This is a genomic window from Bacillus sp. FSL R7-0646 (genome assembly GCF_037969865.1).
Taxonomy (GTDB): Bacteria; Bacillota; Bacilli; order Bacillales; family Bacillaceae; genus Bacillus; species Bacillus licheniformis.
In genome coordinates this window covers 1,561,599-1,578,030 of the sequence record NZ_CP150217.1, presented here as the reverse complement: position 1 = coordinate 1,578,030, position 16,432 = coordinate 1,561,599, and the positions used below count along the sequence as shown (strand labels likewise).

The 16,432-nt window shown below is 45.4% G+C and carries 23 protein-coding genes; 1 reads left to right on the top strand and 22 read right to left on the bottom strand.

What is annotated here, in order from left to right; translation table 11 throughout:
- Window positions 1-25: 25 nt before the first annotated feature.
- The 6 genes from moaD to MKY62_RS08085 all read right to left on the bottom strand — a co-directional run bounded on the left by moaD (window position 26) and on the right by MKY62_RS08085 (window position 4,241).
- Entirely contained in the window at window positions 26-259 is a 234-nt protein-coding gene (gene moaD / locus MKY62_RS08110) for a molybdopterin converting factor subunit 1 (protein ID WP_003181340.1), read from the bottom strand.
- Entirely contained in the window at window positions 256-750 is a 495-nt protein-coding gene (locus tag MKY62_RS08105; RefSeq protein ID WP_003181338.1) for a molybdenum cofactor biosynthesis protein MoaE, read from the bottom strand. Before MKY62_RS08105 ends, moaD begins: the two co-directional genes overlap by 4 nt.
- Window positions 729-1,256 carry a molybdopterin-guanine dinucleotide biosynthesis protein B gene (gene mobB / locus MKY62_RS08100; RefSeq protein WP_003181336.1) on the bottom strand — a complete coding sequence of 176 codons (528 nt, stop codon included), beginning with the start codon at window positions 1,254-1,256 and terminating at the stop codon, window positions 729-731. The genes MKY62_RS08105 and mobB overlap by 22 nt, the downstream gene beginning before the upstream one ends.
- On the bottom strand, window positions 1,223-2,515 hold the full coding sequence (gene glp / locus MKY62_RS08095) for a gephyrin-like molybdotransferase Glp (protein ID WP_003181335.1): 1,293 nt from the start codon (window positions 2,513-2,515) through the stop codon (window positions 1,223-1,225). Before glp ends, mobB begins: the two co-directional genes overlap by 34 nt.
- Before the next feature lie 19 nt (window positions 2,516-2,534).
- Window positions 2,535-3,548 (bottom strand): molybdopterin-synthase adenylyltransferase MoeB, encoded by a 1,014-nt coding sequence (locus MKY62_RS08090; protein ID WP_011197943.1) that lies wholly within the window; start codon window positions 3,546-3,548, stop codon window positions 2,535-2,537.
- Between the two features lie 105 nt (window positions 3,549-3,653).
- The gene (locus MKY62_RS08085; RefSeq protein WP_003181331.1) at window positions 3,654-4,241 is read right to left on the bottom strand and encodes a molybdenum cofactor guanylyltransferase; all 588 of its coding nucleotides are present in this window, start codon (window positions 4,239-4,241) and stop codon (window positions 3,654-3,656) included.
- 152 nt (window positions 4,242-4,393) lie between these two features.
- On the opposite strand from MKY62_RS08085, the gene MKY62_RS08080 reads away from it, so the two are divergent.
- Complete coding sequence (locus MKY62_RS08080) at window positions 4,394-5,350, top strand: hypothetical protein (RefSeq protein ID WP_003181329.1); 957 nt, start codon at window positions 4,394-4,396, stop codon at window positions 5,348-5,350.
- Window positions 5,351-5,495: 145 nt separating this feature from the next.
- On the opposite strand, the gene rok is transcribed toward MKY62_RS08080, so the two are convergent.
- From rok to MKY62_RS08000, 16 genes are all read right to left on the bottom strand, one after another.
- Window positions 5,496-6,086, bottom strand: coding sequence for a transcriptional regulator Rok (gene rok / locus MKY62_RS08075; protein ID WP_003181328.1), 591 nt, complete (start codon window positions 6,084-6,086; stop codon window positions 5,496-5,498).
- 547 nt (window positions 6,087-6,633) lie between these two features.
- Window positions 6,634-7,092: a redoxin domain-containing protein gene (locus MKY62_RS08070; RefSeq protein WP_003181327.1), complete on the bottom strand. Its 459-nt coding sequence runs from the start codon at window positions 7,090-7,092 to the stop codon at window positions 6,634-6,636.
- Window positions 7,093-7,173: 81 nt separating this feature from the next.
- Window positions 7,174-7,716, bottom strand: a complete 543-nt coding sequence (ahpA, locus tag MKY62_RS08065; protein WP_003181325.1) for a biofilm-specific peroxidase AhpA — start codon at window positions 7,714-7,716, stop codon at window positions 7,174-7,176.
- A gap of 294 nt (window positions 7,717-8,010) precedes the next feature.
- On the bottom strand, window positions 8,011-8,256 hold the full coding sequence (locus MKY62_RS08060) for a YkuS family protein (RefSeq protein WP_003181323.1): 246 nt from the start codon (window positions 8,254-8,256) through the stop codon (window positions 8,011-8,013).
- A 62-nt stretch (window positions 8,257-8,318) separates the two neighbouring features.
- Window positions 8,319-9,443, bottom strand: coding sequence for an N-acetyldiaminopimelate deacetylase (locus MKY62_RS08055; protein WP_003181321.1), 1,125 nt, complete (start codon window positions 9,441-9,443; stop codon window positions 8,319-8,321).
- A gap of 68 nt (window positions 9,444-9,511) precedes the next feature.
- Complete coding sequence (dapD, locus tag MKY62_RS08050; RefSeq protein ID WP_003181319.1) at window positions 9,512-10,222, bottom strand: 2,3,4,5-tetrahydropyridine-2,6-dicarboxylate N-acetyltransferase; 711 nt, start codon at window positions 10,220-10,222, stop codon at window positions 9,512-9,514.
- A gap of 105 nt (window positions 10,223-10,327) precedes the next feature.
- The gene (locus tag MKY62_RS08045; RefSeq protein ID WP_003181317.1) at window positions 10,328-10,783 is read right to left on the bottom strand and encodes a flavodoxin; all 456 of its coding nucleotides are present in this window, start codon (window positions 10,781-10,783) and stop codon (window positions 10,328-10,330) included.
- Window positions 10,784-10,809: 26 nt separating this feature from the next.
- Window positions 10,810-11,703 (bottom strand): hypothetical protein, encoded by an 894-nt coding sequence (locus MKY62_RS08040; protein ID WP_003181315.1) that lies wholly within the window; start codon window positions 11,701-11,703, stop codon window positions 10,810-10,812.
- A complete protein-coding gene (locus tag MKY62_RS08035) occupies window positions 11,693-12,172 on the bottom strand; it encodes a flavodoxin (RefSeq protein ID WP_011197941.1) in 480 nt (159 codons plus the stop codon). The genes MKY62_RS08040 and MKY62_RS08035 overlap by 11 nt, the downstream gene beginning before the upstream one ends.
- Before the next feature lie 131 nt (window positions 12,173-12,303).
- Window positions 12,304-13,179: a LysR family transcriptional regulator gene (locus tag MKY62_RS08030; RefSeq protein ID WP_003181309.1), complete on the bottom strand. Its 876-nt coding sequence runs from the start codon at window positions 13,177-13,179 to the stop codon at window positions 12,304-12,306.
- A 142-nt stretch (window positions 13,180-13,321) separates the two neighbouring features.
- Window positions 13,322-13,765 carry a cyclic-di-AMP-binding protein CbpB gene (gene cbpB / locus MKY62_RS08025; protein ID WP_003181307.1) on the bottom strand — a complete coding sequence of 148 codons (444 nt, stop codon included), beginning with the start codon at window positions 13,763-13,765 and terminating at the stop codon, window positions 13,322-13,324.
- A 180-nt stretch (window positions 13,766-13,945) separates the two neighbouring features.
- The gene (gene abbA, locus MKY62_RS08020) at window positions 13,946-14,125 is read right to left on the bottom strand and encodes an antirepressor AbbA (protein ID WP_003181305.1); all 180 of its coding nucleotides are present in this window, start codon (window positions 14,123-14,125) and stop codon (window positions 13,946-13,948) included.
- A 138-nt stretch (window positions 14,126-14,263) separates the two neighbouring features.
- Window positions 14,264-14,782, bottom strand: coding sequence for a ribonuclease H-like YkuK family protein (locus MKY62_RS08015; RefSeq protein ID WP_339614055.1), 519 nt, complete (start codon window positions 14,780-14,782; stop codon window positions 14,264-14,266).
- A gap of 57 nt (window positions 14,783-14,839) precedes the next feature.
- The gene (locus MKY62_RS08010) at window positions 14,840-14,989 is read right to left on the bottom strand and encodes a hypothetical protein (RefSeq protein ID WP_003181301.1); all 150 of its coding nucleotides are present in this window, start codon (window positions 14,987-14,989) and stop codon (window positions 14,840-14,842) included.
- 11 nt (window positions 14,990-15,000) lie between these two features.
- Window positions 15,001-15,243, bottom strand: a complete 243-nt coding sequence (locus MKY62_RS08005; RefSeq protein WP_003181299.1) for a DUF1797 family protein — start codon at window positions 15,241-15,243, stop codon at window positions 15,001-15,003.
- 456 nt (window positions 15,244-15,699) lie between these two features.
- Window positions 15,700-16,326, bottom strand: a complete 627-nt coding sequence (locus MKY62_RS08000) for a DUF3993 domain-containing protein (protein ID WP_003181298.1) — start codon at window positions 16,324-16,326, stop codon at window positions 15,700-15,702.
- Between the last annotated feature and the right edge of the window lie 106 nt (window positions 16,327-16,432).

The window sequence follows — 16,432 nt, the reverse complement described above, 5'->3', positions numbered from 1 at the left end:
CTTATGCCTGAACCGACCGACGTTCTCATCCTCCGCTGACCGGGGGAATAAAAGCAACCGTATCTCCCGACTCGACCTCACTGTTTCCTCTTCTGTACACTTCGTTCACAGCGATCATCGCCCGGTCCGTCCCCTGAAGATTGTACGTTTCTTTTAAAAACTGTCTAATCTCGTCTGTTGTCGTCTTTTCTTCATCTATATCGATACTCTGCGCACCCGCTTGTTCCGCAAGCTGGGCAAACAGCAAAATTTTAATCAATGGTCAGCACCTCTTTCTCTGCCGGAAGCCGCCTCTTCAATATCCGGTTTCCCTTCCGGGTATTCAGTTGTCTCAAGCTGGTCGCCGATCCAAGTCTCGCCGTCCTCCCAATGTTCTTTTTTCCAAATCGGGACGATTTGCTTTATTCTTTCGATCGCATATTCGTTCGCTTCATACGCCGCTTTCCGGTGAGGCGACGACACGGCGATGACAACGGCCGCGTCAGAAATGTCCAGCCTGCCGATGCGATGGGTAATGGCTGCAGCTGTGCCGGGCCATTTTTCATTGATTTCTTTGCCGATCTGAGCGAGCATGCTGACCGCCATTGGAACATAAGCTTCATATTCGAGATAGAGGGTCTTTTTTCCGTTGGTCCATTCTCTCACTGTTCCGATAAACGTCGTGACGGCACCGGCTTCCCTTCTTTCAACTTTTTTGACGACATCTTCGATGACAATCGGGTCTTTTGTTATGATAAATCGTTCAGACAAACGCCTTCCTCCTTTAGATGATTCAGAATAAAAGCCAGGGCACCCGGGTCTTCAATATGAAAGGATGGAACATCTGTTTTCGGCTCGCTCTGCTGGTAAATGACGGCGATGATGCCGTCCAATTCCTTCAGGAGCCGGCAGTCCGCTTCGTTTCTGACCATGACAACTTTTTGATATGGCGCATGTTTAAATCCTTCGATGAGGAGACACTCAACTGCTAAAACGCCGTAAGCGGCAATCAGTTGATCAAGCGTCCACTCGCCGCGCGCCGTAAGCTGAAAAACGCCCGCACCTTCTACGCCGGACGCAGCCGCTCCAGCCCGAAAAAAGCGGTCGGAATCCTTCCCTTCGGCAAAAGCGTCCGGTTCTCCTCCATGTCCGTGGTGTTTCAGACAGCCAACATTGACTCCTAGCTGATCGAGCTTTCCCGCCAATTTTTCAACGAACGTCGTTTTGCCGCTGTTTTGGTACCCTACGATCTGGAGGATTGGAAAATGTGCGGCCACAGCTGTTCACTTCCGTTCTCATCCCGGTATAAAAGAACATGCACTCTTGCCCCGGCTTCAAAGCCTCTCGTTCCGCCCGGCAAAACCATCAGCGCATTGGCATCTGCAAGAGACGTTACGGCGCTCGATTTATCCAGACCGACAGGCTCCGCCTGAAGCGCGCCGTCTTGAATGGATACAAACGAGCGGACAAACCTCGTAAACGGGTTAGGTTTTGGAAAATCCTTGGCTAAAACCGCTTCTGCACATAAAGAATACGGCTTCGGATGATGCAGCCAGGTGCGCAGGGACGGCTTGACGAAAAGCTCAAATCCAACGAAGCAGGCTGACGGGTTCCCGGACAGCCCAAACAGCAATTTGCCGTTTAATTGAGCGACCGTCGTTACACTTCCGGGACGCATCGCCACTTTATTAAACAGGACCTCGGCACCGAGCTTTTCGTAAATTGCCGGCAGAAAATCAAAGTCCCCTACGGATACCCCTCCGGTCGTAATCAGAAAATCCACCTTGTCCAAAGCTTTTTCCACCGCTGCAAAGCTTTCGTCAAATTGATCAGAAATCTTTCCTAAATAAAGGGGTTTTCCGCCTGATTCTTCAACCTGAGCGGCCGCCATGCCTGCATTGCTGTTGCGGATTTTTCCGGGAACAAGAGGATCGCTGACATTCAGAAGCTCCGTCCCGGTGGCAATGATGCCTACCACAGGCTTTTTGACTGCAGGAACCGCTGCATATCCGAATGTTGCAAGCAAAGCGACAACACCCGGCGTTATCCGGGTTCCTTTTTTCACAAGAACTGATCCTTTTCTCGCATCTTCTCCGGTTTTTGATATATTTTCTCCCGGCTGTAGTGAGCGCTTCAACACCATATAGTTTTTGCCGTCTTCCGAGAAGGTTTTTGTCAGCTCAAGCATGACTACCGCATCAGCGCCCTCCGGAATCTGCGCTCCCGTCATAATTCTGACGGCTTGAAAAGAACCCAGCTTTTTATCCGATACGGCCCCGGCTCCAATGTGATCAACCACCTCGAATTGCAGCGGATTTTCCCCCGAAGCACCGGCTGTATCGCATGCTCGGACAGCAAAGCCGTCGTATGGCGAACGGTCAAAAGCGGGTACATCGTGATCAGCCTTGACATCTTCGGCTAAAAATCTATGGAGACTCTCCTCAAGGTGAATCCACTCTGCATCTCCCAGCTTCTGGTGCTGAGAGACACGCGCAGCGGCTTCAAAAACTGGAATGGGCGTTCTTTTTTCAATCATTTAAAAAAACCTCCTGTTGTTACATTCCGATGACTCTCGCCAATATGGAGTTGGCTTCTTTTATATCATTTGTGCCGTGAACAAGGGCTCTTCCATCGTTGAAAATAACGATTCTGAACGCCTCATATTGTACATGCAGCAAATAATCATTCGCATCCACTTTTCCGATGACCGAAAGCTTTTTCATGAGCTCCTCTTTAGGCAGCCGTTTTAACATTTCGCTGCGAATTTGGACGGTCTCTCTTCCGCACAGCACGTCGGCTTTCTTTTGGCTCATGTTGCTGAGGAAAGGATAAACCGGCGTTTCTCCGCACGAAGGACATTTCTCATTGCGGCCGATCTGCATGCGATAATGGGTGTTCGCCCATAAATCAAACGTGACAAAAGCAGTTTGAAGCGCTTCTTGCTGTCCAGTTAAGATTTTTAAAATTTCAGCTTGCTGATAAGCCGACACCATTTGAACGGCCGGCGAAATAATCCCCGACGTATCGCATGTAGCCCCGCCAATCGGAACATCTTCAAACAGGCAGGCAAGGCATGGCGTTTTTTGGGGAATAATCGTCATATACATGCCCTGACTGCTGACACAAGCGCCGTAAACCCACGGAGTACCCGTCTCCTGCGCAAGGTCATTGATGATCATGCGGGTCTCAAAGTTATCCGTTGCATCAATGACGGCATCCGCCTCTTCGATCAGCGGTCTGAGTGTTTCAACTGTGCCGTCTGCAACATATGTACGAAGCTCAACACCGCTGTTGATCTCGGAAAGACGTTCTTTTGCAGCCGCCGCTTTCGGAAGCCTTTCCTCCGCGTCTTTCTCTGTGTAGAGCTGCTGCCTTTGCAAGTTGCTCCATTCCACATAATCGCGGTCTATAATAGACAGTGCGCCGATGCCTGCGCGCACAAGCCCTTCAGCGGCTGACGTGCCAAGCGCCCCGGCCCCGACGATCAAAACATGGCTCTGCCTGATTCTGTCCTGACCCGCCTGTCCGATGTTTTGATATCTGATTTGTCTTGAATACCGTTCATGCATCAGGATGATCCCCTTTACTTCCTTTTCTATATCATACCATTTTTCCGTCTGCTGTTCTTTGAAAAACACCTTCCGAAAAACCCTTGCAATCTATGATAAAATATTTCATCCCGGAAAGAACGGCTCTATTTCTTCTAAATCCGACTTTTTATTGACATTTATAAATTCCCACGGCTCTGCACCAACCGCATCTGCTTCAATGTACTTGACGCGAATGCGGTCGAGAAAACTGCTGATCTTCAGTTCGTTCTGCTGAAGCTGTTCATGGAGGACGGATTTTACCCTTCTGTGGTAGACGGCAACAAGCGGCTGCGCCCTTCCGTCTGCGACAGGCACGACGGCGTCATCCGCCGGGGTCAACTGCCGTTTTAAAGCCGATATGGTCTCCTGCCGGACAAGCGGGGTGTCACAGGCCGAAAAAATATAGCATTCCCCTTCCGCCCGCTCCATGGCTGTGTACATACCGGCAAGCGGCCCTTTCCCTCTGTACGGTTCGATATCTTCCAGCACCGCTTTTTCCCCGAGTTCTATAAACCGCTCCGTCAAGCCCGGACGGCTCAATATCAGGACGTCGTCTCCCAGCGCCTGTTTGCACCATTGATAAAGCGGCTTGCCTTTCCAGCGGGCAAACGCCTTCGGTTCCCCAAAACGGCGCGAAAGCCCCCCTGATAATATGACATGTATTTCTTTCATACGGCTCAACCTTCCTTCGCGTGTTCCTGCCTGCGAACATCATAGCAAAACTTTAGAAATCCGAACAAGTCTGTAAAATCTCTTTTTCAAAAGGCATGGCGGGTTTCATTTATGCATATTGTAGTTGTAACATTTATAGGGGGCTGGTCACCATGAAAAAAACATCGGGTTCGCTGCCTTATTTTCAAGATTTATCACAGGAAAACCTTTTTTTAAAAGCTGAGCTGGCAAGATCACATCAATTGATACACGAGCTTGAAGCAAGCTATTTTCACCAGAAAAATCATAAGCTCAGCCGGGAAAACGCAGCAATGAAACAGCAGCTTCAGCAGCTGTCATTCGAACTGGAGCGGATTTCGGCAAACAAGGAAGACAAGTCGGCCGAAACGCTCAACCGGATAAAAAGCGAATTGCTGAGTAAAATCGTCGTTCTTCAGGAGCTTCTTCAAAAAGAAACCTATGCAAGAAAACAAGAGATAGAAGAAAAGCACCGCCTTCATTTAACAAATGTAAAAGCCGAAGAAGAGAAAAAAAGCTTACATAGCCAAATAGAATACGAAAAGCTTCATGCAGAAAGAGAAAAAACGCTGAGGGAAAAAAAGGAACAGGAGCTCAAAAACGCTGCATACGAAAATGCCCGCCTGAAAGATGAACTTCACGCTAAAAGTCTTCAGCTCAAACAAATCGAAACTGATGTTGCGGTATTAAAAGAGCGGGTGACGGAAACGAAAAGCCGGCTTTTGGAGGCTGAAAAAACAAAAGAAGCGCTGTTTTATGAAGCGATTCTCTCTTATAAAAGGCAACTCGATGAAAGTGATAAGTGGATCGCTTCTCATTTTGCCGATATTGATGCATTTCAGCAGACGGAGAAGGCGCTTGAACAAAACGAGGAGGTTTTTGAACGGTCAGAACAGATCGAGGCGGTGCTTCAAACTGTTACAGAGCAAGTTGATCAGCTCCAACAACAATTGAGCGCCATTCAACAAAATGATACGAAAATGGATCAAAAAATAACAGAGTGGAAAAAACAGGCGAAAGAAGAAACACCCCCGCAAAAATGGGTCTATCAAATTAAACGCAAAGACAAAGAAACAAAACCTTTAAATTAAATACCACTTTAAGGAATAATTTGGTTTTTACAAAAAACCGCTTGAGTAGATTGTCTCAAGCAGTTGATTGGGCGGCGGCGTATAAAGCGGCCGCCTTTATGTTCCCTCAAAATGGAAACGCTATCTGGAAAAGCAAGGGTTTGACCTATTGCTGCTCTGTCTCAGTAGAAATCTCACCCTCTAATATATATTGACCGCGGTATGGTTTTTTGACTTCCGGGTACATTTTAATCAGGCTTTGCATAAAGGTTGTCATATTAGGGATCTCAAGTCCGCTCTCTTTTTCGATTTCTTTTTGAAGTTCGGAGCTTTTGATGGCCGCATTATGGCGTTTTAATGTTTTAATCGCCGCTTCACGCAATTTTGCAGCTTTTGAGCCTGGACGTGCTGTACCCCTTCTGCGCCTTGTCGTTCCATCTGGAATTCCGGCAGGCAGTGAGGAGGTTTGCGGAGAAGTCTGCTGCTGGTTCTTTTGAGATGCTTGCGGCTGCTGTTGCTGCTGTTGCTGGTAGCTCTTCATCTCCTGTGCAGCCAATTCAGCTAAAACAGGGAGAGATTCAGTTTTACGCTCCGGGCGAAAATCTTTTTTTGTATCATTAAAGCTGGATGGACGATCCAATTCACGCAGCTTTGCATATATGTTATCCCGCTCAATTTGATACTCCCTAATCACCTTAACTTCAGCCTCGTTCAGCTGCTCTAATCTTAAACGCAATGCTTCCCTCTCGTTAAACATACCGTTTATACCCTCCTATCAGAATAAATAAACCTTCCAATAAAAATATTAGATTACCAAACTAATTTTATCAACTATTTTTTCGTTTTTCTACTGTTGCTCTCCGTTAAGAAAATAGAACTAAATTTCCGGAAAACTTGAGGCCTGAGGAGTTTTTGAAGCATTTCGGCCTACTCTAAACCCATTGTCGAAAAATGGTAAATAATGAAGGAACCTAGAAAATTACTTTTCAATGAAACATAATTTAGGAATAGAATCCACTGTTTAATTATGATGGAAAGTGTGAGGTATCAATGATTATTCCGGCTTATAAATCCAGAATATTCAAAATTTCCAGATTTCACTTGTCGAATCCACAGTCTTTTATGCACGGGGAAAGTAAGAACTGCTCCCGAACCAAAAATAGGCCAACAGACTCATCAAATGAAATAAACAGTGTCAAATGGCCTATTTGTCGAAAGGGGCGGCTAGAGGAAATTTTTTTTGTTTTTTTGTAATTGGGGAGCCAAATAAATAAAAAACCCCATGAAAACGGGGTTTTTCATCTTTATTCAGCAGACTGTTCTGTTTCGGCAAGAACGCGGTTCACACGTTTTTCGAGCATTTTCATTCCGCTGCCTCCAGCTTGAAAATGGCGAAGCTGGCCTGTTTTGTCAAACACGTAATAAGCAGGGACATATTCATTCTCAAAAGCGTCAGTCAGCTTATGGTCGCTGTCAACAAAAATAGGCTGAGTGATATCATGTTCAGCGGCAACTTCTTTGATTTTATTCAAGTCTAAATCGTCTTCTGAACGCGGCATATGCACGGCCACCACGTTTAGTTTATCGCTGTAGCGGTCGCGGAATTCATTGACCTGGGGCATCGCCTCTTTGCACAAGTGGCAGCTGATGGACCAAAAATGAATTAATGTCGGCTTTTCTCCTATAAGCTGCTCTTTTGTCACTTCTCCGTTTAACCACTCTTTTGCGCCGGTCAGTTCCGGCATCGGCTGACGTAATTTCATGATTTTTCCTCCAATGTCATTTTTGTCGTTTAAAAAGGTCTAACAAATGTTAGACCTTTCCAATCAGATTTCTTATCGAAATTAAAGGGTTGCTTGTCCCGGTTTCCAGTTTGCAGGGCAAAGACCGCCTGTTTGCAGCGCTTGAAGCACGCGCAATGTTTCGTCTACATCACGGCCGATATTGTTATGGAACACTGTTTGATATTGAAGTTCGCCTTCTGGATTAATGATGAACAATCCGCGAAGCGCTACACCTTCTTCTTCAATCAGTACGCCGTATTCACGAGATACTTCATGGTTTGTGTCGGCAGCAAGCGGATATTTCAGCTGGCCGAGACCGTTATCTTTGCGGTCCGTGTTAATCCATGCCAAGTGAGTGTGGATGGTGTCAGTTGATACGCCGATAACTTCTGCATCAAGGTCTTCAAACTCGTCATAGCGGTCAGACATTGCTGTAATTTCTGTCGGACACACGAAAGTGAAGTCCATTGGATAGAAGAATAGAACCGTCCACTTATCATTTTTCATGTTTTCTTCAAGGCTTACTTTTCCGAATTCTTTGTTTGCAAGAACCGCTTCCATTTCAAAGCGCGGCGCTTGTTTACCTACCATGCGTTCTGCCATTTTATGTATCCCTCCAATTGTGATTTTTGGGTTATGCTACCCGTATCTAAATGAGAATTCAAATATTAAATTCTCATTTAGTTAATAATATCACATACATAGTTCATTATAATGCTTACCATATTTTAAGTCAATATTAATTGATAATAAATTTAAATTAGCGGTTGTTCTATTTAAATCCTTTAAAAAAATTGTAACATGCCGCCGGATGAGGAAACAACCGTTTAACACGCAGCAGCTGTTTTTTTTGGAAAACAAGTTAAAACCGAAGCTGGAACTTCGGTTTTATGTCTATTACTGAAGTTTTTGCTCAACCTGCTGACAGATTTCATCGGCAGTTAAACCCGTCGCCTGTATGACAGATGCTCCGGTCATCGTATCTGAAATCCCGAGCATATCAGTGTCCAGACCAGTGACGACGCAGCAGTCGCAGCCTTTTGCATCGTCTTCGGTTTTCATCGTTACAACCTCATACCCTTTTTCCTTCAAAGCAGCCTCGACATCAGAAAGAGATTGTTCGATTCCGATTTTTTTCGACATGAAGAAACACCTCCACCAATTAAGATGCCACGTTTGCCGATTTTTTATACCAGCCGCTTTATCTAATTGGCTTTGGAAGAGAAATAAGCCGTCATGACGCGGACTGCCGTTTCAAGCGCTTCCTCTTTCGGCTGCAGCTTGGCGTGGTGAAGCCCGTAAGGTGAATCGACGCCGAGCCAAAACATGAAGCCCGGATACTTTTTCAGCATATAGCCGAAGTCCTCCCCTGTCATCGCTTCTTTTGAACGGACGACCTCTGCAAGGCCGTTTTCAGAAACGAACTGCATAAAGTCTTCGACTAAATCGCTTGAATTGCAGACCTGATAATATGCTGCAGGATAGCTGACTTTACCGCTGCATTGATAAGCCGTTTCCAGGCCCCGAACCATGGCCTCGATCCTTTTCTTCACCTGTTCCATTGACGCTGGGGACAGCGTCCTGATCGTCCCTTCAAGCCTTGCTTCCTGAGCGATGATGTTTTGTGCCGATCCGCCTGTAATCGTCCCGATGGTAATGACAGCACTGTCCAGCGGATCGACATTCCTGGCTACGATCGACTGCATTTGCGTAACGAGCGAACTGGCCGCGACCACCATATCTTCTGCAAGGTGGGGATATGCGGCATGCCCGCCCTTTCCTTCAAGTTCGATTACGAGCTCCGACGTATTGGCAAAGAGCAGCCCGCTTTTCGTTCCGATCGTTCCGACCGGGAGTTCAGGCGCGATGTGCAGCGCTGTGATCATGCTCGGCTCCCACTTTTTAAACAAGTCGCTTTCAAGCATCGGCTCAGCGCCGCCCGGTCCTTCCTCAGCCGGCTGGAACAAAAACAGCAGATCTTGTTTAACCGGGTGGCGGACGAAATGATCGATGATGCCGAGGGCAATCGTCATGTGGAAATCATGCCCGCACGCATGCATCCTGTCCTGATGAACGGAAGAAAAAGAATATCCGGTATCTTCCCGAATAGAGAGCCCGTCCATATCCGCCCTGTACGCCAAAATCTTTTCAGGGGCCGTCCCTTTAACCTTTACAAACAGTCCGGTTCTCCACTTTTCAATTTCAATCCGTCCTTCCGGATGCTTTGCTAAGTGGTTCAAAAGATAAGCCTGTGTCTTATATTCCTGAAAACCGAGTTCAGGAATTTGGTGCAGATCTCTGCGAATCGCTGCTAATTCGTCCAATTTCATCTTTCTAACCTCCCCGGCGATGCGAAAATGCGTGGATTGTCACATCCACGCACTTTTCGCTGCCGCTTCTAAAGCTGGCGCAATTCCTGTTTGATTTCTGTTTTGCCTTTAGTTTTTTCATCGATGTCTTTGATTTTTTTCGCAGGTGTTCCGGCGACTACTGTGTAAGGCTCAACATCTTCCACAACGATCGCGCCGGCAGCAACAACGGCTCCTTTTCCAACAGTCACGCCTTCAAGTACGACGGCGTTTGCACCGATGACGACATCGTCTTCAATAACGACAGGTTTTGCTGAAGGAGGCTCAATGACACCCGCAAGCACGGATCCCGCTCCGATGTGGCAGTTTTTGCCGACGGTAGCTCGTCCGCCCAGCACGACATTCATATCGATCATCGTTCCTTCTCCGATCACAGAGCCGATGTTGATGGAAGCCCCCATCATGATGACGGCATTATCGCCGATTTCCACTTGATCGCGGATGATCGCACCCGGCTCGATGCGCGCTTTAATATTTTTTAAATCGAGCGTTGGAATCGCCGAATTGCGGCGGTCGTTTTCGATGACATAGTCTTCAATTTTGCCTTTGTTGGCTTCGAGCGCAGCTTGAATCTCCGCCCATTCTCCGAATACAACCCCTGTATTGCCTGTAATAAAAGGCTTGGCTGAAGCGCCGAAGTCAATTCCTTCAAGGTCGCCTTTCACATACACTTTAACAGGTGTCGATTTCTTACTATTTTGAATAAATGAGATAATCTCATTTGCATCCATCATTTTCATTATGTAAGTCCTCCTTCTCTTTTTCTCCTCATTACTGTATCAAAGGAAAGATTTAAAAACAAGAAAAAAAGGAAAGGGATGTCCCGTTTCCTTTTTTATCAAAAGCTATGCCGGCACTTCACATTTCTTTGCAAAATCCCTGCCGAATTGGAGCAGCATGCCTTCTTCTTCATCCTCCGGATTCATTTCGATTTTGACGGACGGAAGCACCACGTTCCCGCCGAGCTCCTTGATTTTATCTTCAAGAATGTCGACGGCACCGCAAAAATGCTCGTAAGAAGTATCTCCGGATCCGAAAACGGCAAACGTCTTGCCTGTGAAATCCATCCCTTCCATATCGTCGTAAATATCCAAAAACTCATCCGGAAGTTCTCCGTCGCCCCAAGTATAGGCGCCAAATATCATGTGCTGATAATCGTTAAAGAGCGCCGCATCTACATCCATCGCTTCATGACGGTCCACTTCGGCCCCGCCCTCAAGAAGGCCCTTCTCGATTAAATCGGCCATCGCCTCTGTATTTCCAGACATGCTTGCATAAACCAGCAAAACTTTCCCCATCATTATTCCTCCTATAAAACGCTATAAAATCAGTGGGCTGCAGCAGGCTGTTCATAAGGCCTGACAAATTTGCATTCATAAAGACCTGCGCAAAAGAAGTTCTCCTTTTGGTTGGCCACCCTGAACCCATGCCCTTTTATCGTGTCAAACCATTTCAGCTCCCTCTCAAAGAAATCAAGCTGATAGATTCTTGAAAAGCCGTCTCGGTCCTGAGCCGATGTGACATAGATGATTCCGTTGTCTTCGGACACATCCAGGAATGATTCTTCATTCTCAACAAGGCCCCGCCTGATTTGTATTTCATCATTTGTGTGAATGTTGACCAAATCGACGGCACCGTGATTCCCTTTTTTGGATCCCATCGCACATACCAGCCATTCGCCTTCAAATGCGATCATCGAGGCGGTCATGCGGCCGGTTTCTTTTTTGATCATAAAAGCCGATTCTGATGCCAAATCGTATGCCCAAACACCGCCGTGCACTTCATGAATCTGCGTCCCGATGTAAAGGCGCTCTTCATGGAGGCACAGAGAGCGGATAACGGGCGGATGACTCAAACCGGAAAACGGCTTGACGACTTTCCATGAGACGCCGAAATCGTCGGATATGTAAATGCAATGCTTCCCATGCGCACACACAAAGCCGTCCGTTCTCCCCGTGATCGACCAAATCGTGGCGTTTGTCGGAAAGCTTGAGATTGACCAGGTTGCCCCTTGGTCAGACGATCTGATAATCGTTCCTCTCTCCCCTGCGCCGAATAAATAATCGCCGATATAGGTGATGGAACAAATTTTGCTTTTTAATTGAAAGAGCCTTTTCCAGCCTTGCTCAAGTGAATAGTGAAAAATGCCTTCCCGCTTGACGGCGACAAAGTAACCGGAATGCTTTGCCGAAGCGACGGCCGTCGCACCTTTATGAAACATGGATCTCAGCCCGCCGTTTTTGCTGTTCTGCCCATCTTATAAAGCCTTCGGCAAATTCCTTGCAGCACTCGGCATCTTCATCTGTTTCAGGAGCAAGCTCTATTTTCAGTGTCTCTTGATAAAGGTCGGCGCCGGTTCGTTCAAGCATGGTGTAAAACGTGTTGACCGCTTCGCAAAATCGGGGGTATGCATAATCGCCGGATCCGAAGCATGCCGCTTTCTTTCCTTTAAGGTCAAGCGAAGAGACCTCTTCGTAAAACGATTCCGCTTCATAAGGAAGATCCCCGTCCCCCCATGTGTAGGTGCCGATTAAAAGAAGATCATATTCAGCCAATGAGTCGGTATCGACATCATCCATTTCCTGAATGGTGACATCAAAACCGTACTCTCGCAATGTATCTTTAATGATCATAGCGATATCCTCCGTGTTGCCGGACATGCTGGCATATGCAATCAATGCTTTAGACAACAGAATCACCTCTATAATTGATAATGATTTTCATTATTGTATAGATACACTTTAAATGATAATGATTATCAATGTCAATAAATCGTACAAAAAAAAGCAGTCCCCTTTTTGGAGTCCTGCCTTTCTAGTGTTTATTCCATTGCCGTACATTCTTTCACAACTTCTACAAACGCCTGTACTTGCTTCAGCTGGAAAGCCGGCTCATAACCGAGCAGCCACGTATCTCTGCCGATTGCTTTTCCTTTAGCATCAAGCAAAGGGATTTGGTGAACATGGCTCCCGCTTCCGTGAAGCGTCACCGATGGAAGGATCGCATAACCGATTCCGTGGAAAGCCATCTGTTTGCATGTTTCAATTTGGTCGACAATAATGGTTTGTTTCGGCGATGTTTTGAACTTTTGGTGCCACCAGTGCTGAATTTCCTGATAGTACGTGCTGTCGCTTTTGAACTGGATGAACGGCCGTTCCGTTTTGGCAATGTCCTCAATGTTTCGGATCTCTGTATCGACGAGGTACAATTCGTCCCGCATCAAGTAGTGCTTAGGGCCTTTCCATTCCGGGTTTCCCCTGATAATGCCAATATGAACATGGTCTTCGTAGAGGCTTTTCAGCATTTCGCTGCTCCAGCCGGTGACGAGGGAGATTTTGACGTTCGGATATTGTTTAACGTAGGTTTTCAGAACGTTCGGAAGCCAATGCTGCCCGATAATCGAAGCGGCCGCCAATTTGAGCGTACCGTGTATCTCGCCCTCCAGCTCATCTATATTCTCTCTCACTTTTTCCTGTTCCAATGTTACATCTTTTGCAAACTGGATAATTTTTTCTCCGGCAGACGTGACAGTCAGCCCTTTTTGCGATCTTAAAAAAATTTTCGTTCCCCATGATTTCTCGATGGTCTGCAGCCGCTGGGATAATGCCGGCTGGGAAACAAACAGACGTTCAGCCGCTTTCCGCATATTTAATTCTTCCGCCAGAACGACAAGCATGTGAAGCTCTTGAAGCTGCATGGACATTCCTCATTCCAATAAGTTTTTCTTATCATACATTTAATCAAACGGCTGTTTTTTAATCAAGCGGGAAGTCGGGCATCGGGGAATGTGCGGAGGATTGGATGGAGCGCTGCAAATAAAAAATAGGCCGCTGCCGCGCCTATTTATTCAACGTCCTCAAATGCTTATTCAGCTGTTTTAATACGACACGCCTTGTAAAAATGCCTTCGAAAACCTGCTCTTCATTTTCGACACATACAAACGCGTTGTTGATGACGAGTCCGAATCCTTTTAAAATCGGATCATCAATTTTTAAGCGGGGGATGTCCGTCAGCATGACTTCTTCAACATGAATCTTATCAAGCTTCTCAAATTCGATTCGTTCCAAGCCGAAGATTTTATCCATGATCATATTCGTTCCGATTAATCCGTGCAAACGGAAAGAAGCATCAAGTACAGGGATCGCGGTATATCCGGTTTTCGTCAAAACGAGAAGGGCATGTTCCAGATTGTTTCCGACTTGAACATGGGCTACTTTATCAGCATCGATCATAAACTGACCTACTGTCGTTTCAAGAAGTTCATCTGATTGCAAACTAATCATGATTTTTCGACTCCTTTTCAGCTTTAATCCATCAACGCATAATTTCCCTATACTACAATAATATAAACAATATCAATATTTGTCGAAAACTTTCCTTTCTCCCAAGGTCAGTTTATCATTCAATATCCTTTTAGGAAACAAAAAAGATACTCTAATGAGTATCAATTGATATAATCTGACCTAATTTTCAGACCGGACACGGTCATATAAGGTAACCAGTTTCTTATATGTCAGGCTATCCACATTTTTTGTACCAGTTTCTATATCATTGATCTCACTGCTTAGTAGCTCTACGGCATACTCATGGTCCAAAAGTACGTTCAGCAACAGTTTTCTCTCTTCTTCTGAAAAGCGTTCCATTCTTAACCAGCCCCCTAATTGATTTAGCTAGAGTCAGAAACAATATGTTCTCTCTAGTTTCTATAGGGCTAGAATATGAAATTGAAAATCAAACGTCAACCGCACATTTCGACATCTGTTCGATTTTCTTTCAAACAATTATTTTGTGTACCGGTTTGCATAGCTTGAAGCTGTATAGGAGTCAGGTTTAATTTTGGCGCAGATCCCCATCGAAATGATTCGTCCTGTCATTTCCTGAATTAAATCCTTTGTCATTCCTTTTTTTCCGATATCCAAATGAACTTCAAGGGTTAAATCTGCTCCCTCGTCTGTAAACGGAAGAAGCAGATCCATGATTTCATTAAAATAATCATTTAAAAGATATGCGGCAATCTCTTGGCTGTAAGCTGTTTCAAGCGATATTTTCTCCCTGAGGCTATGTATCGGTCTGTTGACAACCGTGTTTTTCAGACAGCCCCACGCTCCTTTGCCTTTGCGGTGCAAATGGATAGCTGTGATAAATTTTGTGCAATTCTGATGGATCTGCGAGTCTGTTCCGACGGACAGCAGATAGCTTGCCCTCGGATCTTGGCGTATGAACGACTTTAGTCTCCCGATCACTTCAGGAAATGTCATTTGATCTTCAGAAAGATTGTAAAAAAGAAAAGAATCAGCCATTGGAATGCCCCTTTTCATTTTTGATCTGCACCGAAGATGGAACGATTCGTCTGTCTGCTATCCTTTTTTGGTCGGTATATTTTTCAAGCTGAACCCGCAGCTCTCACATCTGTAAATCACATTCTGATTGGACTGGGCCGTCAGAACTTGATCCATATGCTCGGTTGTTTTGCAATGCGGACAAATAACGCTTGGAAAAGCTTTCATGCCATATCCTCCTATTGCTGAAGCAGTTCAAAGATTTCGATTGAAATCATATCGATGTTGTCAAACGGAAATGTGGTAGGCTTATCTCCTTTTTGATAAACTGTCAGCTCAAACGTTTGGTTTTTTTCAAAATATTTTACGCTGCAAATTTTTTCTCCGTTCACTTCAAAATTGCGCTGCGTCGGTTCTCCGGCAGCCTCCGCAGTCTCTTGCAGGCTCTGCAGTCTCGTGATGATACCCATTAATTGTGACATTCTAAAAAAGACTCCTTTCAAAAAAACAACTTCAGGATCAACAAGTATTAATTATAATACAAGTTCTACAAAGCATCATACCACAAAGTATCAGCCGATGACATTTTTCCTTTTTGATCATGAAAAAGAAAAACCGCTTTTTCATAGTTTGAGTTTTCTTTTTTCATGTCATACATGAAAAATATTTTTTTGACTGCAGAGGAGTCTATTTGAACCACCAATTTAGATTTATGGAGCAAAGGATTGTCTTATTCCTGCGCGCGCCTAATGCCCAAAAATCCCGCAGCTATTTGAAGTGCGGGATTCCATGCAAATAAAAAACTTGGCGGGGGCAGCGCCAAGTTTTTTAAATCTTGATCTGATAGAGGGGTTGGGGAACAGAGAGGTTCATCTCTCTATAATTAAATGATAATGATTATCAGTATCATTGTCAATGATTTTCTTTAAATTCTTTTGCTAGCTGAAAATTCCGGCCAATGTCCAGTTAACATCGGTGGCAAAAAGCGGAGATGCAGCCTGGTCTCCTTCCCCTTTATCCGCAAAATTCGAGCTTGTTTCTTTTTCATCCGGTTGTTTGGACATTATTTCTTCTCCAGCCGGTTTTGTATCAGATTGGCCGATATCCGTTACTTTGAAGCTGCCGCCGGTATTCTTCAGCGTCACCGTCTGATAATTTTTTTGATATGAAACAGGGCCGTCGTTTTGATCTCCAACAAATTCATATACGGTATAGCTTCCGTCTTTCTCAGCCACTTTTGTGTCTTCGTCATAGCTGAAGAAAGGGATTGCAACTTCAGGCGCGTCTGTCCCGTAAAAAATCCACCCCGCTTGTTCAGGAAAGGCGTTCGCCTCTACATACTTCACTGCCATGGCGTGCTCCATATAAGGTTCCAAGAGGGATATCATGTCTGTTTTCGTTCTTTCCTTTTCGGTCAGCTGAAAATGGACGTCCGATACGGATTGAAGGGTCTCAAATAACGATGCTCTTGTCGGTTTTTCTCCGGCTTTGGCAAAATCCGCGCAGAAGAATACAAGAGCCGCAGCCAGAAGCGCGCACAGTAAGGATGACCAAACGTTCTTCATATGATCCACCCCTTTTTAGCATTTATATTTTCACATTTTCCTTTATATACGCGAAACAAACCTCTCGGGATTCATTTTTTCAAAAAGAAAAAGCGGCGAAAGGCCG

Excerpts from the sequence above, each read along its gene's own strand:
- MKY62_RS08015 (WP_339614055.1), bottom strand. The coding sequence starts at position 14,782 with ATGGCTGATTCTTTTCTTTTTTACAATCTTTCTGAAGATCAAATGACA.
- MKY62_RS08055 (WP_003181321.1), bottom strand. The coding sequence starts at position 9,443 with ATGAAATTGGACGAATTAGCAGCGATTCGCAGAGATCTGCACCAAATT.
- MKY62_RS08030 (WP_003181309.1), bottom strand. The coding sequence starts at position 13,179 with ATGCAGCTTCAAGAGCTTCACATGCTTGTCGTTCTGGCGGAAGAATTA.
- MKY62_RS08080 (WP_003181329.1), top strand. The coding sequence starts at position 4,394 with ATGAAAAAAACATCGGGTTCGCTGCCTTATTTTCAAGATTTATCACAG.
- dapD (WP_003181319.1), bottom strand. The coding sequence starts at position 10,222 with ATGAAAATGATGGATGCAAATGAGATTATCTCATTTATTCAAAATAGT.
- MKY62_RS08010 (WP_003181301.1), bottom strand. The coding sequence starts at position 14,989 with ATGAAAGCTTTTCCAAGCGTTATTTGTCCGCATTGCAAAACAACCGAG.
- MKY62_RS08090 (WP_011197943.1), bottom strand. The coding sequence starts at position 3,548 with ATGCATGAACGGTATTCAAGACAAATCAGATATCAAAACATCGGACAG.
- glp (WP_003181335.1), bottom strand. The coding sequence starts at position 2,515 with ATGATTGAAAAAAGAACGCCCATTCCAGTTTTTGAAGCCGCTGCGCGT.
- MKY62_RS08045 (WP_003181317.1), bottom strand. The coding sequence starts at position 10,783 with ATGATGGGGAAAGTTTTGCTGGTTTATGCAAGCATGTCTGGAAATACA.
- rok (WP_003181328.1), bottom strand. The coding sequence starts at position 6,086 with ATGTTTAACGAGAGGGAAGCATTGCGTTTAAGATTAGAGCAGCTGAAC.
- cbpB (WP_003181307.1), bottom strand. The coding sequence starts at position 13,765 with ATGATTAGTTTGCAATCAGATGAACTTCTTGAAACGACAGTAGGTCAG.
- MKY62_RS08005 (WP_003181299.1), bottom strand. The coding sequence starts at position 15,243 with ATGTCACAATTAATGGGTATCATCACGAGACTGCAGAGCCTGCAAGAG.
- ahpA (WP_003181325.1), bottom strand. The coding sequence starts at position 7,716 with ATGGCAGAACGCATGGTAGGTAAACAAGCGCCGCGCTTTGAAATGGAA.
- MKY62_RS08085 (WP_003181331.1), bottom strand. The coding sequence starts at position 4,241 with ATGAAAGAAATACATGTCATATTATCAGGGGGGCTTTCGCGCCGTTTT.
- MKY62_RS08070 (WP_003181327.1), bottom strand. The coding sequence starts at position 7,092 with ATGAAATTACGTCAGCCGATGCCGGAACTGACCGGCGCAAAAGAGTGG.
- MKY62_RS08040 (WP_003181315.1), bottom strand. The coding sequence starts at position 11,703 with ATGTTTCATAAAGGTGCGACGGCCGTCGCTTCGGCAAAGCATTCCGGT.
- MKY62_RS08000 (WP_003181298.1), bottom strand. The coding sequence starts at position 16,326 with ATGAAGAACGTTTGGTCATCCTTACTGTGCGCGCTTCTGGCTGCGGCT.
- abbA (WP_003181305.1), bottom strand. The coding sequence starts at position 14,125 with ATGGAACGCTTTTCAGAAGAAGAGAGAAAACTGTTGCTGAACGTACTT.
- MKY62_RS08060 (WP_003181323.1), bottom strand. The coding sequence starts at position 8,256 with ATGTCGAAAAAAATCGGAATCGAACAATCTCTTTCTGATGTCGAGGCT.